At 39.6% G+C, this 16,669-nt stretch carries 12 protein-coding genes; 1 reads left to right on the top strand and 11 read right to left on the bottom strand.

The genetic code is table 11. The annotated features are described in order from the left end of the window. Positions 1-11: 11 nt before the first annotated feature. Positions 12-1,064, bottom strand: coding sequence for a YedE family putative selenium transporter (gene yedE, locus EO127_RS06015; protein WP_127448567.1), 1,053 nt, complete (start codon positions 1,062-1,064; stop codon positions 12-14). A 119-nt stretch (positions 1,065-1,183) separates the two neighbouring features. Here yedE and EO127_RS06010 point away from each other — a divergent pair, with 119 nt between their 5' ends. Further along, on the top strand, positions 1,184-2,344 hold the full coding sequence (locus tag EO127_RS06010) for an aminotransferase class V-fold PLP-dependent enzyme (protein ID WP_127448566.1): 1,161 nt from the start codon (positions 1,184-1,186) through the stop codon (positions 2,342-2,344). Between the two features lie 137 nt (positions 2,345-2,481). On the opposite strand, the gene EO127_RS06005 is transcribed toward EO127_RS06010, so the two are convergent. The 10 genes from EO127_RS06005 to EO127_RS05960 all read right to left on the bottom strand — a co-directional run bounded on the left by EO127_RS06005 (position 2,482) and on the right by EO127_RS05960 (position 16,530). Then, on the bottom strand, positions 2,482-3,882 hold the full coding sequence (locus EO127_RS06005) for a nucleobase:cation symporter-2 family protein (RefSeq protein WP_127448565.1): 1,401 nt from the start codon (positions 3,880-3,882) through the stop codon (positions 2,482-2,484). Between the two features lie 150 nt (positions 3,883-4,032). After that, on the bottom strand, positions 4,033-6,582 hold the full coding sequence (xdh, locus tag EO127_RS06000; protein ID WP_127448564.1) for a selenium-dependent xanthine dehydrogenase: 2,550 nt from the start codon (positions 6,580-6,582) through the stop codon (positions 4,033-4,035). Between the two features lie 18 nt (positions 6,583-6,600). Further along, positions 6,601-7,902: a dihydropyrimidinase gene (hydA, locus tag EO127_RS05995; protein ID WP_240646020.1), complete on the bottom strand. Its 1,302-nt coding sequence runs from the start codon at positions 7,900-7,902 to the stop codon at positions 6,601-6,603. 31 nt (positions 7,903-7,933) lie between these two features. Next, complete coding sequence (locus tag EO127_RS05990; RefSeq protein WP_127448562.1) at positions 7,934-9,634, bottom strand: selenate reductase; 1,701 nt, start codon at positions 9,632-9,634, stop codon at positions 7,934-7,936. Between the two features lie 26 nt (positions 9,635-9,660). Then, a complete protein-coding gene (gene ssnA, locus EO127_RS05985) occupies positions 9,661-10,989 on the bottom strand; it encodes a putative aminohydrolase SsnA (RefSeq protein WP_127448561.1) in 1,329 nt (442 codons plus the stop codon). Positions 10,990-11,037: 48 nt separating this feature from the next. Then, positions 11,038-11,973, bottom strand: coding sequence for a carbamate kinase (arcC, locus tag EO127_RS05980; RefSeq protein WP_127448560.1), 936 nt, complete (start codon positions 11,971-11,973; stop codon positions 11,038-11,040). An 86-nt stretch (positions 11,974-12,059) separates the two neighbouring features. Further along, a complete protein-coding gene (gene ygeW, locus EO127_RS05975; protein WP_127147514.1) occupies positions 12,060-13,253 on the bottom strand; it encodes a knotted carbamoyltransferase YgeW in 1,194 nt (397 codons plus the stop codon). Positions 13,254-13,298: 45 nt separating this feature from the next. After that, positions 13,299-14,606, bottom strand: coding sequence for a YgeY family selenium metabolism-linked hydrolase (locus EO127_RS05970; protein WP_127161079.1), 1,308 nt, complete (start codon positions 14,604-14,606; stop codon positions 13,299-13,301). Positions 14,607-14,675: 69 nt separating this feature from the next. Continuing rightward, positions 14,676-15,884 (bottom strand): diaminopropionate ammonia-lyase, encoded by a 1,209-nt coding sequence (dpaL, locus tag EO127_RS05965; RefSeq protein WP_127448559.1) that lies wholly within the window; start codon positions 15,882-15,884, stop codon positions 14,676-14,678. Then, the gene (locus tag EO127_RS05960; protein ID WP_127068321.1) at positions 15,856-16,530 is read right to left on the bottom strand and encodes a helix-turn-helix transcriptional regulator; all 675 of its coding nucleotides are present in this window, start codon (positions 16,528-16,530) and stop codon (positions 15,856-15,858) included. The genes dpaL and EO127_RS05960 overlap by 29 nt, the downstream gene beginning before the upstream one ends. Positions 16,531-16,669: the final 139 nt, after the last annotated feature.

Genomic DNA, 16,669 nt, shown 5'->3' with positions numbered 1-16,669 from the left:
TCCCGCTTTCCTTATTTACGCATATTTTTAACAGCAATTACTAAGGCGATAACAAAGCCTACACCTACAGCAATTTGACCTGCTACAGGAACACCTGTACCTGAGGCTGCCAAGCCAAAATTGTGTGCAAATGCTGCACCTGCTGCTAAGCCTACAACTGTAATCATAGAATCGGAATTACCTTCACCGGATAAGATCAATTGACGTAATGGGCAGCCACCCATTAATGTACAGCACAAGCCCGCCAAGGCCATACCCAAGAAGTTCCACAATCCATCTGTATGCGCAATTGGTTGTTTCACAAAACCAGGATGGAAGTTACCAACGGAAATGTTCACTAGGAACGCTGCTACAAGAATCGCAATAAAACCAAGAATTAATTTTGTTTCTTTAAATAGAATGATATCTCGGATACCACCTACCATACAAAGACGACTGTATTGTGCTAAGCCACCTACGACTAAACCTGCTGCCAAAGAAATCCACAATGGAGCGTGAATGGCACCTGGTCCTTTTTCAGTAAAGAAAATGAACGCTGGCGCTGCCACCACAAGACCTAATAAAATCACCTGTGCTACGGGCATAATATAAGAATCCATTTTAGATACGATATACGTTCTACCCAAGGAATAGCCACGTTTTAAGAATACGGTCCCCACTGCAATACCGCCAGTAAATCCTAATAGACCCATAATAGCATTCCAATCACCACCAGCTAATCGCAAAATCATACGGAATGGACAACCTAAGAAAATAAGACAACCAATCATAGTAAAAAATCCTAAGGTAAATCGCGTTGCTGGAGCCGAACCACCTTTAGCAGATCGCTCTCCACGGAACCAAGATAATAAAAAGGCTCCTAACACTAATCCAATAATCTCTGGACGAATGTATTGTACTGGTGCTGCTCTATGCAGACCCAATCCCCCTACAGAATCACGAATGAAACAAGCAATACAAAAGCCCATATTTTGTGGGTTTCCCGCTAACACTAAAAAACTAGCTATAGCGCCAATAATTAATCCAGCAATAATAATTCTTTGCTTTTCACTGACTACACTCATAGTACCTCTCCTACTAAACATTACCTCTTCGACTAGTTTGCTTTGGTCCCTACAAATTGATATTTTTCATGGCTTACTTTATACTAAATATAATATACATATTAAAAGGAGTTATACTTATGAAATCCATCTATACAGATAATAGCAGTACCTCTTTTCCAAAAGCGCCCACTGTAGCGCAGGCTATGTATGATTACATTTCCTATAACGGAGCCTCTGTCCATCGCTCCTCTAACGAGGATGCATACCAAGTAGAACGCTTGCTCTTAGAAACACGTCAACAGTTACAACAACTATTAGGTGGACCTAGTCCAAAATACGTCATCTTTACTCCCAATGTAACAACTAGTCTAAATATGGTCTTACAAGGTCTTTTTTCTGCCGGTGATCACCTCCTAATTTCCAGCTTAGAGCATAACGCCGTCATGCGTCCGCTCCACCAATTATCTATGAAAGGTGTATCTTACTCCACCATTCCAAGCACACCTCAAGGGGAAATGATTACCTCCACCTTAGAATCACTCCTCTTACCTACTACAAAGGCCATTCTAGTGACTCATGTATCTAATGTGTGTGGTACCATTCAACCCATTGCTGAAATCGGTGCATTCTGTAAAGAGCACAATCTATTGTGTATCGTAGATGCTGCCCAATCTGCTGGTATCTTACCGATCCATATGAAAGACATGAACATTGATATCCTGTGCTTTACCGGTCATAAAGGATTATTGGGGCCTCAAGGGGTCGGTGGCTTTCTTCTTACCAAAGATGTGGCTCATCAAATACACCCTCTACTAACTGGCGGCACTGGTAGTTTCTCTCATACTGTAGAGATTCCCACTACCTTTCCCGACCGCTTTGAACCTGGTACGCCCAACATTCCAGGCATCCTCGGTCTTCATGCTAGTTTGTCCTATCTCAATACAGTAGGTATCGATAGCATTTACCAACACGAATTGTCTTTGACCAAACAATTCATATGTGGATTACAAGAACTACCAAAGTATACCATTCATGGTATGCCCAACATTCATAACCGGACAGCCGTCATTTCAATTTCTCCTAATCATTGTGACCCAGCAGAACTGGCACACAATTTAGAAGAAACCTATCATATTATTACTAGAGTTGGGTTGCACTGTGCTCCTACAGCCCATCAAGTACTAGGAACCTATCCTAGAGGAACCGTTCGCTTTTCCTTTGGCTACCACAACACAGCTGATGAAGTGGATACTATATTAAATAGCTTGGATCTGTTACAGACTACACAACTCTTATAACTAGAATACCATATATTAAAAAACAAAGTAAGCACCAATTATACATATAATTGGTGCTTACCTATTTTCCTGCTACTTTCTGTATAAAGAAAGCACTTATATATGTAACCTAACTCTAGCCATATATAATATTGTGATTAAATAGATTGTTTTCTGCGAATTTTACGCTCTGCTTTCCACTTATCTAAGCGAGCAATTGCTTTTTCACGACGTGTTACTTGTGCTACATGTGTTTCACAACCATAGCCATTTAATAATACATTTAATGCCACTGCCATTAAGCTACCAAATGTAATACCACTATGAAGAACAATTTTTAGCCATTCAGGGAAATGATCATAGAATGTTGGAACTGCCAAAGGAATCATACTCACGCCAATACTGATTGCTACAATCATAAGGTTGTAAGTACCATCAAATTGTACTTTAGACAAAGAACGAATACCACTAGCGATAATCATACCAAACATAGCCACGCCAGCACCACCTAATACAGGATTAGGAATACTTGCTACCACAGCCGCCATTTTAGGGAATAAGCCTAATAACACCAAGATAACACCAGATGCTGCCACTACAAAGCGACTTTTTACATTGGTTACTGCTACAAGACCAACGTTTTGTGCAAATGCAGTATGAGGGAAGCTATTTAGTAAGCCACCAATCATAGTTGCAAAGCCGTCTGCTCGTAAACAAGCTGCTAATTCTTTCTTACCAATTGGTTTTTCTACAATTTCACCGATAGCAATACAGTCGCCAGTTGTTTCTGTCATAACAACTAACATAACAATGACCATAGAAATTATGGATGAAAATTCAAAGGTTGGCCAACCAAAAGCAAGTGGTGTCACTACTGCAAACCATTCAGCTTCACCAACAGCTCCTAAATGGGCTACGCCAAGAGCCATGGACACTAATGTTCCTACTACTAACCCTACTAATACGGCTACATTACTCCAGAAGCCTTTACCAAATCGATACACAGCTACCACGATAACCAATGTTAAGATAGCCAGAAATAAATTGACAGGGTTCGCAAAATCAGGAGAACTAGGATTACCTCCCCCTACCCAACGAACGGATACTGGCATTAATGTAATACCAATTATTGTAATAATGGTACCTGTTACTACAGGTGGAAAAAAGCGGATTAAACGACTAAATAGATGGGAAATCAAGAATGTAACTATCCCTGCTACAATAACGGCCCCATAAATACTTGTCATCCCATGTTCCTGACCAATTAAAATCATAGGGGATACTGCGGCAAATGTAATCCCTTGAATCAACGGGATTTTTGCACCTATTTTCCAAAATCCTAATGTTTGGATCAATGTAGCGATCCCACAAGTAAATAAGTCTGCATTAATTAATTGAATCAATTGCGCTCCTGATAAGTGCATAGCTTGAGCTATAATAATTGGAACCGCTACTGCTCCAGCATACATGGCTAATACGTGTTGTAAGCCGTAGGCAAACAATTTAGGAATGGGTAACATTCCATCTACATGATTAACTCCCTGAATTTGATGTGCCATATGAATCACCTCATATTACTTAATAGAATATACTAGTCTTATGCTTATATCATGTTTTGAATATTCGACATCATCTTACGCTGTAACAAGCACTTCCGTGCTTGTTACAACATCTCCCTCATAGACTTAGTACACTCTCTCCCTTACTGATTATTTTCGATATCCAGTTTTCTCAAGTGGTAAAGAACAACGTTCCATACCGTCCAAACGATTATATGCATTCGCAATAGCTGGAGCAATTGGAATACTACTAATTTCCCCAATACCTTTAGCACCATATGCATATTGGTCTGGCGTACCTTTTTCTATGAATGTACATTTGATTTCTGGGCGTTGCGTAGCTCTCAACAAGCCTAATGTGCCATATTTTGTAACTACTTTACCTTCATTGTATTTGAAGTCTTCTGTTACACCATAGCCCATCCCCATGATTGTGCCACCTTCAACTTGGCCTTCACAAGATTGAGGGTTCACCACTCGTCCTACATCATAGGCCACATGAATTTCACTTACTTTGTTATCATCTCCAATCGTAGCTACGCAAGCTCCATACCCATAAGCCACATGGCTCTTAGGATGTTTTTTATCCGAATCGAATGGATCCGTAACCCCTAGGAACTCTTCGTATATTTCTTTACCTTCAAGATCTGCTAACGTTTGAGTTTTCAATAATTCTGCTAATTTTTCAGCAGCTCTACGTGTTGCTTCCCCTGTAAATACCGTTTGTCGAGATGCTGTAGTTGTACCAGAGTTTGGTGTCCGTTCTGTATCTGGTGCTTCTACTACAATTTGTTCTGGTAAAAGTTTCGTAGCTTCTACCACAATTTGTGCCGCTACTGTACCTACACCTTGACCAATACATGCTGCGGATGTACGAATACGAACTTTACCGTCACGAACCTCTAGGATAACGCGTCCTGTATCTGGCAAACCTACACCAACACCACTATTTTTCATACAAATGGCAAGCCCTGTACGATCACTGGCATAATACGAATCTTTAACGGCTTCCAAACATTCTACAATACCTGTATCTGGAGTACATAATTGTCCATTTGGTAAGTAATCACCAGGTCGTACTGCGTTTTTATAGCGGAATTCCCAAGGATCCATACCTACTTCTTTAGCTAGTAAATCAATGTTCACTTCTTGCCCAAAAATCGTTTGTGTTACACCAAACCCACGGAATGCACCGCCAGGTACTGTATTCGTATATACACAAATACCATCCATCGAGAAGTTTTCAAAATTATATGGACCGCTAGAGTGTGTACCTGCCCGTTGCAATACCGGGCCACCTAAGGATGCATAAGCTCCGCAATTGGAAACAATTTTTACTTTTGTGGCTACTAATTTACCTTCTGCATCACAAGCGGTAGTAATATCCATTTCCATGGCATGGCGTTTTGTATGTACTTCTAAACTTTCTTGTCGAGTTAACTGTACTTTCGTTGGAAGTCCCGTTTTCCAAGCTACAAGTGCTGCATGATGTTGCACACTCATATCTTCTTTACCACCAAAGCCACCACCTACTAGCATGCTGTGGACTTTTACTTTGGACACATCCAACTCCAACATACGAGCCACTTCACGTTGATCATCATATATACTTTGACTGCCTGTATAGAGTTGAACTCCGTCTTCAGTTTTCACTGCAATAGCACATTCTGGTTCCATAAATGCATGGTCCGTTTGTGGTGTAGAATAATGACGAGTAACTACATGCGCCGCATTGGCAATTGCTTCATCTGCATTACCACGACTTAATGATTGATGAGACAAAATATTACCATTCGGATGTAATTGAGGCGCCCCTTCTGCTAAAGCCTCTTCTGGAGTGACTACAGGTGTCAATTCTGTATAGTCTACAGTCACTAGATTACATACTTCTTGTAAATATTTTTTTTCTTTTACTGCAACTACTGCAATGGCATCGCCTACATAGCGAGTGATATCCCCTTCTGCAATCATTACGTCCCAATCTGGAACAATATGACCTGTTTTATTAAAAGGTACATCTTTCGCTGTTAGTACTGTCACACATTGAGGATGTGCCAAAGCTTCTTCAATATGAATTGCATCTACACGAGCCCTTGGATATTTAGAGCGAATAGCTTTTGCATAAATCATGCCATCCACTACCATATCATCTACATATAAACCTGTACCCAATGCTTTCTCCATCGCATCAACACGATGCAACCGAGATCCTACCGTACCGTCTGCATCATTTTTAGGAACAGGTACATTCTCTTTAAACATACGAGCTGCTAATAAAATAGCATCTTCAATTTTTACATATCCTGTACAACGACAAATATTGCCCAATAAAGCTTTTTGAACATCTGCTCTTGTAGGCTCTAGTGTAGTATCTAATAATGCCTTTGCACTAATAATCATACCTGGAATACAGAAACCACATTGTACAGCTCCACATTCTGCAAAAGCATATACATATACTTCTTTTTCACGCTCTGTAAGGCCTTCAATAGTAATAATTGATTTGCCTTCCATTTGCGAAACTTTACCTATACAAGCTTTTACCTTCTTCCCATCAATGAGAATCGTACAAGCCCCACAAGCACCTGCACTACAACCGTCCTTTGTTCCGGTTAAGCGTAGGTCATCGCGAAGATAATCCATTAGTCGCTTATCTTCTTCCACCTCACGCCAAATACCGTTAACTTGAAATCGGTACATACAGAGACCTCCCTCCGATTATTGTTGGAATTCCCCTTTATAGGCTTCCACTAATTTTCTATCTTGCACCACATGGTGCCCACGTAAAAACACATCATCTATTCGACCATGTACAGTCATTCCCTCATAAGGTGTATAATCTGACCGACTATGAGTTTTATCCGAAGTCATACATTCTGTTACATCCGGTGAAAGTATCACAATATCCGCATCACTTCCTACCTGTAACGTTCCTTTTTTTGGATATAATCCATATAACTTAGCTGGTGTTTCGCTAGTTAATTTCATATATTCTACAGGATCAATTCGTCCACTATGAACAAACATATCCCACATTAGAATCATCCGCTCTTCTACACCTGGCAATCCACCTGGCGTTTTCGTAAAGTCACCAAGACCCTGCGCTTTTTGCGCTAATGTATAATTGCAATGATCCGTACATAATGTTTGGAAAACTCCGCGCTCTACTGCCGCTTGCAGAATCTCCACATCTCTTTGTTTTCTAAGAGGTGGACTTAAGATATATCGCAATCCTTTTCCATCCGGCTGATTATACAATTCATCTGTCAATAATAAGTATTGAGGGCAGGTTTCACAGGTTACTTTTGCCCCATTTTTTCTGCGTTCCTCAATCACATCTAATCCTGCTGCAGAACTCACATGTACAATATGTACTGGATAATCTGCTAATTCCCCTAGTCGAATGAAACGATGCATTGCTTCTGCTTCTATGGTATCTGGTTTTGAAAGTGGATGATACTTTGCTTCCGTATCTCCTTCCGCTCTCATTTCCTGTACCTTAGCTGCAATCATCGCTCCATTCTCGCAGTGGGCTGCCACCAACGCACCGGTTGGGGCAATTGCTTTGATTGCTTCGTAAATTGACCGATCATCAATACTAAAGCTATAGGCCATATATACTTTGAAGGATGCGACGCCTTCTTCTACGACCTTAGGAATTTCTTCTGCTACTTGCTCATTCATATTCAAAATTTCCATATGAAATTTATAATCACAAGAGCAACGTCCTTCCGCCCGTTTCTTATCGCGTCGCAAACCTTCTAACAAAGATTCTTCAAAAGGCGATGCAAAATTGATAATCGTCGTGGTTCCCCCCATAATAGCAGCCTTTGTACCACTGTCAAAATCATCTGCCGTAGTGGCAAATGCATTGGTCATTTCAAAATGGGTATGTGTATCAATTCCCCCAGGCAATACATAACGCCCTTTTGCATCGATTCGTACATCTCCCGGTTTCGCCTCAATATGAGGGGCAACCTCTACAATCTTATCATTTTCAATTGCTATCGTCCCTTGCATGACTCCCGTTGGGAGTACAAGATATCCTTGTTCAATGAGTATCATAGATATAATATGGAAGTTCTTTAATGAACGCTTCCACTACTCCTTTCAACACCTCTGGTAAGGCATCAATCGCTGTGCGACCTGTAGCGCCTTGGAAGCGATATCCGCATTCTTTACCTTGAATATAAAAGCCATCATTATCGCTTGCTAATAAGCGTTCTTCATCGATGAAGTATGTCAATTTATCTTTATATGGGAAGCATGGTTGTACGCAATGACAAGCACAGTTACCACATTCATTACAAGACTCATCAATGTGAATGATCAATTTTTTACCGTCTACAGTAATGCATTCATTCGTTCTATTTGGACAAACACGTACGCAAGTACCACATACAACACGGCATTCATGATTTTTATCATGAGCTGTTGGGAAACCGGGTTGTTCTTCGCGTTTTTTCTTAGCCGCTGCAGATTTTTTGTATGTAGGCGCTGTTCCCATTGCCTCAGCAAAAGCTTTAATTTCTGTTGGTTTAATCACCTTCGCAGTATCGTAATCTTCTGCTTCTACTAATTTAGCCAAGTTATCCAACTGGTTGTAACCTAACCCTTGTAATAATGTTGTACATACGGTAATTGGCCAAATACCTGTGCGGAATAAAGCTGCGATATTTTTTGCATCTGCACCACCACTATAAGACATTGGTAAGCGTTCCCCAAATGTTTCACTCAATAATTGAGCCACTCCGATAGATAATGGTAATAAGGATTTACCAGACATATACATTTGCTCACCTGGTAATTCTTTTTCGTGAATAGAAACAGGGAATGTATTTGTCAATTTCACACCAAATACTAAACCTTCTTCTTCTGCAATCGTCAATAATCGTTCAATCATTGGCACTGCTTCTTTGAAAGATAAGTCTACTTCAAATTGATGTGCATCAAAATCAATATATCCAAACTCGGCTTGATCTAATAATTCTCTTACACGATCATATCCCAATAATGTTGGGTTACATTTTAGATATAGATTTAGATGTTTTTCTTTCAGTAGGTATGTACAAATCGATTCAATTTCGCCTGCAGGACAGCCGTGCATGGTAGATAATGTAATACCTTGACAAATATTGTCATCAATATTGCGAATGTACTCTTCTGTTACATGTTTAAATTGATGTACATTAGCTAATGCCCATTCTTCGCATTCTTTCCAAACTGGTTTTGTACGTGCTGCACGTAAGCTTTCCATATAGGAATCTACATCTTTACTTTGAATGCCTGCTAAGTTATAGCCAACACTCATGATAAAGATGAATCCATCTGGATCACCGATGCCCCATTCTTTACTAATTAATTTAATAGCAAACCATGCTTTAATGTATTCATCAGCAGCTGCATGGCAATGGTACTCAGAGGACCATTCCACGTTGTATGCTTCATCTTTTGAATAAATACATGGTCTTGGGATACCCAATTCTTCACCGAACATAATTTGTACTGTTTTTAATTCCAAGAATCGGGAACCGCCCACATAGGCCGCTACTAAGTTTTGAGCTAATTGAGTATGTGGACCTGCTGCAGGACCTAATGGATTTTCTAGGTTACGACCAAATAAGGATAACCGTTGATCCGTACCTGTTGTGTGCATGCGCTCCACATTATATACTCGATTGTGTGTAGCATATTCTGTTAAAATATGGTTCATTAAATGTCCGAAACTTACCGGATACATGATATCGCTCATAGTATTCACTCCTTACTGAAAGTGTATTATGGGACTAATCGTTTCCATAAACGATGGGAAATTTGTCGTACTTCTCGTAGCAATTCTTCTTTATTCATGCCACATAGTTGACGATCTAGCATACGTACCTTACCACCTGAAATCGTTGTAATTACATTGAGACCATTGAGGCCAAATAGTAAATGACCATTGATATTATCAGCATGTAAATCTGTTCTAGGAATATAGTCTAAAACAATTACATCCGCTTCTGCCCCCGGTGTTAAGGTACCAACTTTTACAGGGAAGAATTTTTCAATCATTGCCGGGTTAGTATTGAATAACATATTAGGAATTTCAGTCCAACCAACATTTGGATGTTGCATGTTATGTTTTACTAAGCAATTTGCTACTTTGTAGGACTCTAACATATCGCTAGTATAACCATCTGTACCAAGACCTACTGGAATACCTGCTTCCATAAGTTTTAATACATTCGGTGCTCCTACTGCATTACCCATGTTACTTTCTGGATTATGAGCTACCATCGTGCCTGTTTCTGCTAACACTTTTACTTCACTGTCATCTACATGGATACAATGTCCAGCAATTGTTTTCGGTCCTAGAATACCATCTTCATGTAAGCGATGTACTGCACGCATGCCATATTTTTCTTGGCTATCTTCTTGATCTGTCGTGCCTTCTGCTACATGGATATGGTACCCCAAATTGTCTACGTTTTGTTCACGTACATAGGCTAATGTATCTTTACTCAATGTGAAAGACGCATGTAAGCCCATCATAGCGGCAATCGTTTCAGGGTTTTCCTTTGCTTCTTTACCAAAACGTACATTTTCTGCTACCGCCTTCTCCATTTCTTCTTGTCCATTTCGATCGCTTACTTCGTAACATAAGCAAGAACGAACACCGAAGTCTTGAGCCACTTCACTGATAACAGATAAACTACCTTCTGTTTCTCCATAACTTGCATGATGGTCGAATATGGAAGTCACACCATTTTCGATACATGCCATATAAGTCACAATCGCGCTTGCCCACACATCTTCTTTCGCAAGATGTTTATCTAAGTAGAACCACAATCCATCTAAAATTTCTTTAAAATTTGTTGGGTTATTACCAGGGATATATAATCCACGGGCTAAGGCAGAATAAATATGATGATGAGCATTTACAAAACCAGGCATAATCAAGCGTCCATGAGCATTCACTCTATATGCTTTTGGATATTGTTTGCGCAATGTTTCGTATGAGTCTACCGCTACAATTTTAGTACCATCCATTAATACCCCACCATCTTCAATAATAGGTTGTAATGGATTACGTGTAACGACAGTTCCTTTTCCTAGTAAAATCATAGATAGGCTCCTTTCTATGAAACACTGTATGTATTTGAAATGCTATTGTTATAATTCGATGTGTGTACCTGTTTTTCCTTCTATACCTTCTCGAGATTTTTCTAATTGGGTAATAATAGCTTTTCTACCTGGTTTCGATTTAGCAAATGCCACTGCTGCTTCCATTTTTGGTTTCATAGAACCTGCTGCAAATTCACCATTTTTGATGTGTTTTTCTGCTTCTTCTACAGTAATGTGCTCTAACCATTGTTGGTTTTCTTTACCATAGTTAATCGCTGCTTTTTCAATAGCTGTTAAGATAATCAATACATCAGCATCCACTTCTTGCGCTAATAAGCTACTAGTCCAGTCTTTATCGATAACTGCAGAGGCACCTGTTAAGTGATTGCCTTCACGAACTACAGGAATACCGCCGCCACCGCAAGCGATGATAAGTTCTTTTCCGATCAATCCTTTAATTGCACCTAACTCAATGATTTCTTTTGGCGCTGGTGATGCTACTACACGACGATAGCCACGACCTGCGTCTTCTTTCACTACGTAATCATATTGATTCACTGCATGTACGGCTTCTTCTTTCGTCATAAAATGACCAATTGGTTTTGTAGGGTCTAAGAAAGCTGGATCATCTGCATCTACACGAACTTGTGTAACCATTGTCATCACAGGCAAATCATTAATTCCTCGATTTAACAATTCTTCCCGCAATGCATTTTGTAAATCATATCCAATATACGCTTGGCTCATGGCTACGCATACAGATAATGGTGTGTTAGGCTGAGTAGAGACCTCTCTTGTTAATGCAGCCATAGCATTATTAATCATACCGATTTGAGGACCGTTACCATGGGTAACGATAACATCACAATCTGCTTCGATTAAATCTACGATTGCTTTTGAAGTTTCTTTTACTGCAATCATTTGTTCTGGTAATGTATTACCTAGGGCATTGCCCCCTAAAGCGATAACAACACGTTTTTTCATAGGGTACCTCTCTATGGTGTATATATTCCTAACTACTTTGTAGGGATTAAAATAAGGGACTGTCTGAACAGACAGCCCCTTTGCTCTTAGCGGAGAACTCTTTCTGTTCCCTTTTCTTCTAGCTCTTTCAATAATTCTACTGGATTTTCAAATTTGCTTAATAAAATCATAGCAGCAATTACATATGGTTTATAGCTTGCTTCTTTGTAAAGAGGTACACGATAACGATCAAATACGGATGCGTCAACTTCGCCTTCTTCACAGCTTACACCAGTGATATCAGCTGGTAAGCAATGTAAATATAATGCTTTACCGTCTTTTGTAAGACTCATCATATCTTCTGTGCAAGCCCAATCTTTATGTTGTGCATTTTGTTCTAACAAACGCCCTTCTAATTCTTTGATACCTGCAGTATCGCCTTTACCATATAGGTCAGTTCTTTCTTCCATTGCTGCGAAAGGTGCCCAGGATTTAGGATATACGATATCAGCATCTTTGAAAGCTTCTTTCATGTCGTTTGTACGTTTGAAAGATCCGCCACTAGCTTGTGCTTGTTTTTTAGCAACTTCTTCAACTTCTGGCATTACTTCGTATCCTTCTGGATGCGCTAATACTACTTCCATGCCTAAACGAGTGAATAAACCGATAGCACCTTGTGGTACGGAAAGAGGTTTACCATAGGATGGGGAGTATGCCCAAGTCATAGCCACTTTTTTACCTTTTAAGTTTTCAAGTCCGCCAAATTCATTGATAAGATGTGCAGTATCAGCCATCAATTGTGTTGGATGGTCAATATCGCATTGTAAGTTTACCAATGTAGGACGTTGTTCTAATACGCCGTCTTTATGGCCTTCTTCTACTGCATCAGCTACTGCATGCATGTACGCATTACCTTTACCGATGTACATATCATCACGGATACCGATGATGTCAGCCATGAAGGAGATCATGTTAGCTGTTTCACGTACAGTTTCGCCATGAGCGATTTGAGATTTTCCTTCATCTAAGTCTTGTACTTCTAAACCTAATAAGTTACAAGCAGATGCGAAGGAGAAACGAGTACGAGTGGAGTTATCACGGAATAAGGAGATACCAAGACCACTGTCGAATACTTTTGTAGAGATATTGCGCTCACGTAATGCACGTAATGCATCAGCTACAGCCCAAACAGCTTGTAATTCGTCGTCTGTTTTTTCCCAAGTCAAGAAGAAATCGTTGTTGTACATGTTTTTTGTGTCTAACTTAGCTAATGCGTCTACACATTTTTTGAAATCTGCCATTTTTGCACCTCATTAATAATTTATAGCTTTATAAAATGTAAACTATTATTTGCAATAGTTTGTAGGTAAGATTGCATATACTGCTGCACATGTTACAAGGTCTTGTTTCCATGTGATTTCGTTAGGAGCATGTGCTTGTGCTTCTGCGCCAGGACCGAAACCGATGCAAGGGATACCATTACGTCCCATGATGGATACGCCATTTGTGGAGAATGTCCATTTATCAGTTAATGGGCGAGCTTTACGTTCTGCCAATGTAACTTCTGCACCAATACGTTCTGTACCGTATAAGGAGATGTAAGATTCTTCTAACGCTTTTGTTACTTTATGATCTTTAGGAATTACCCATGTTGGGAAGTAACATTCGATCGGATATGTTAAACCAGTCCAGGATGGACGAGCATATTCGTACATAGATACTTTTGCACCATGCGCTTTTACAGCTGGTAAATCTTCAATTTCTTTTAAGCAGCTTTGCCATGTTTCGCCTGCAGTCATACGACGGTCAAGAGATACTGCGCAAGAGTCTGCTACTGCACAACGACTTGGAGAAGTATAGAAAATTTGGGAAGTTGTTACTGTACCACGGCCCAAGAAACGAGCTTCTTCATAATGGTCAGGGTTGAATTTTGGATCCAACATTTTTTCCAAACCTTTAACGCGAGTGCTTTCAGTAGAGTTATTTGCATTTAATGCACGAACATCTTGTAAAATGTCAGCCATTTTGTAGATTGCATTGTCACCACGATCTGGTGCAGAACCATGGCAAGATACGCCTTCTACATCGATACGAATTTCCATACGGCCACGTTGACCACGATAGATACCGCCATCAGTTGGTTCTGTGGATACTACGAATTCTGGACGAATGCCACGCTCTTTAATAATATATTCCCAGCACAATCCGTCGCAATCTTCTTCTTGTACTGTACCAACTACTAATACACGATATTTATCATTCAATAAACCTAAGTCTTTCATGATTTTTGCACCGTATACTGCGGATACGATACCACCTAATTGGTCAGATACGCCACGGCCACCGATTTCAGTATCGCTTTCAAATCCCTCATATGGATCAAAGTTCCAGTTATCACGGTTGCCGATACCTACTGTATCAATATGTCCGTCAAAAGCAATCAATGTTTTACCAGTTCCCATATAGCCAAGAATGTTACCCATAGGATCTACTTCTACTTCATCGAATCCTAAGTCTTTCATTTCTTTTTCAATGCGGCGAACGTGTTGTTCTTCTTCTGCACTTTCACCAGGGAATGCGACGATTTCTCTTAAAAATTTTGTCATCGCTGGTCCATAAGCTTCTGCTGCTTTTTTTACTGCTTGTAAATCCATTACCATTTCCTCCTTAAACACACATATACTTAAAAGTTAATGTTAACTGTATATGACTACTTGGTTATATTAAAATTTTCCTTGCCATACGATTTCTTGATAACGTGTTGGATCTGTATCCCCTTCTGTGGAGAAACAAAGAACTTTGGAGTCTTTTGTAAAACCTAAGTCTTCACGTAAATCTTTATATTCATCCATTGTCATAGCCGCTGCTACTAAACCAAATGGTACGGCACCAGATTCACCAGATGTAATACTTGCATCGCCTTTAATAGGAGCTGCACTCATGCGCATACCTAAAGATGCTACCCAGTCTGGAGCAGATACGAATACGTCCACATGATTTTTTAAGATGTCCCAAGAGATTGTATTTGGTTCACCGCAAGCTAACCCTGCCATGATAGTTTGTAAATCACCGCCAACAATGCGTAAGTCTCCATCGCCTGCTTTAGCACCTTTGTATAAGCAGTCTGCTGCAGATGCTTCTACAACAACAATTTTGGGTTTTACAGGAGCATCTTTATAGCGGTTTACTACATAACCAGTCACAGCACCTGCTAAGGAACCAACGCCAGCTTGAACGATAACATGTGTTGGTACGTCTACGCCTGCTTTTTCTAGTTGTTCAGTAGCTTCTAATGCCATTGTGCCATAGCCTTGCATAATCCATGCTGGAATTTCTTCATAGCCATCCCATGCTGTATCTTGAATAACAACGCCGTGGTTTACTTTTTTAGATTCTGCTGTAGCTAAGCGTACGCAATCATCGTAGTTCATTTCTTCAATCGTAACTGTTGCACCTTCTGCTGCAATATTTTGTTTACGAGTTTCTGTAGAACCTTTTGGCATAAATACTACAGATTTTTGGCCCAATTTATTCGCTGCCCAAGCTACGCCACGACCGTGATTACCATCTGTTGCTGTGAAGAATGTAGCTTGACCAAATTCATCACGCAATTCTTTAGATGTTAATACAGAGTATGGTAACTCGGATACTTCTTTACCTAATTCTTGTGCCACGAATTTAGCAATCGCATAGGATCCACCCAATACTTTGAAAGCATTTAATCCAAAGCGGTAGGATTCATCTTTAATGAACAATCTGTTCAATCCTAAATGCTCTGCCATACGTGGTAATTCAGTTAATGGTGTTTCTTCATATTGTGGGAAACTTTTATGAAATTCACGCACACCTTCACTTGCTTGTACACTCATAATATGCGTATTTAGATCTTCAGACCCAGGCATATTATTTTTCACCCATTGAATCCGTTCCATGTAACTCCTCCTCTTCTTTCACTTGATTTAGGTCGTTATATAATGTAAATTTGGAAACATTAAAATACTCTGAAATTTTGTCAGATGCTTTTGAAATCAAAAAAGCGCCTTGACAATATAAATATCGTATTGCTTCCAGGCGCTCATTTTTATTCATCAAATGTGCTGGCCGCCCTACTACTTTTTCAGCTTGAGATAACATATCGCTCAACAAATCGCTAACAGATGTAACAATTCGTTCACCTTTTGTTTCCCATGCGCGATTACTGGATGTAATAATTCGATCTAACGAGTTTTGTAATGTAATAAAATCAGTAATATCATAGTTAATACACAATAAATACTGTAATTTATCATTATCATCACGTATATACATCGTCGTCGATCGGAGAACTCTTCCATCTTTGGTTCGTGTGAGATAAGCTTGTTTACCCTGACACTGACCATCGTCATTTCGTATCGCATCTAGTACTGCATGCGAGGCGCCATCACCTACATTTCGGTTAGAAATATCTCCATGCTCAATATACACAATAGAACTCTCTAATGTTTCTATTTGCACGTCGTGAATTAACACTTCACATGAAGCTCCAAATTGTGTCGCAATACCATGCGCAATTACCTTTAATTGTTCTAATTTCATAATTGTCTCCTAACTATTTTTTAGGCTATCTAACAATTTATTAGGTATGCCCTTATTATAGCACTGTCATATTCATAATTCAATACTTTTTCTAAATATTTTTTAGGTTTTCTAATTTTTTGTTAGGTGATGTTTTTCACAA

Origin of the sequence: Veillonella sp. 3310 (assembly GCF_003999875.1) — a bacterium.
Lineage (GTDB): Bacteria > Bacillota > Negativicutes > Veillonellales > Veillonellaceae > F0422.
This window is presented reverse-complemented; position numbering and strand designations above follow the sequence as displayed.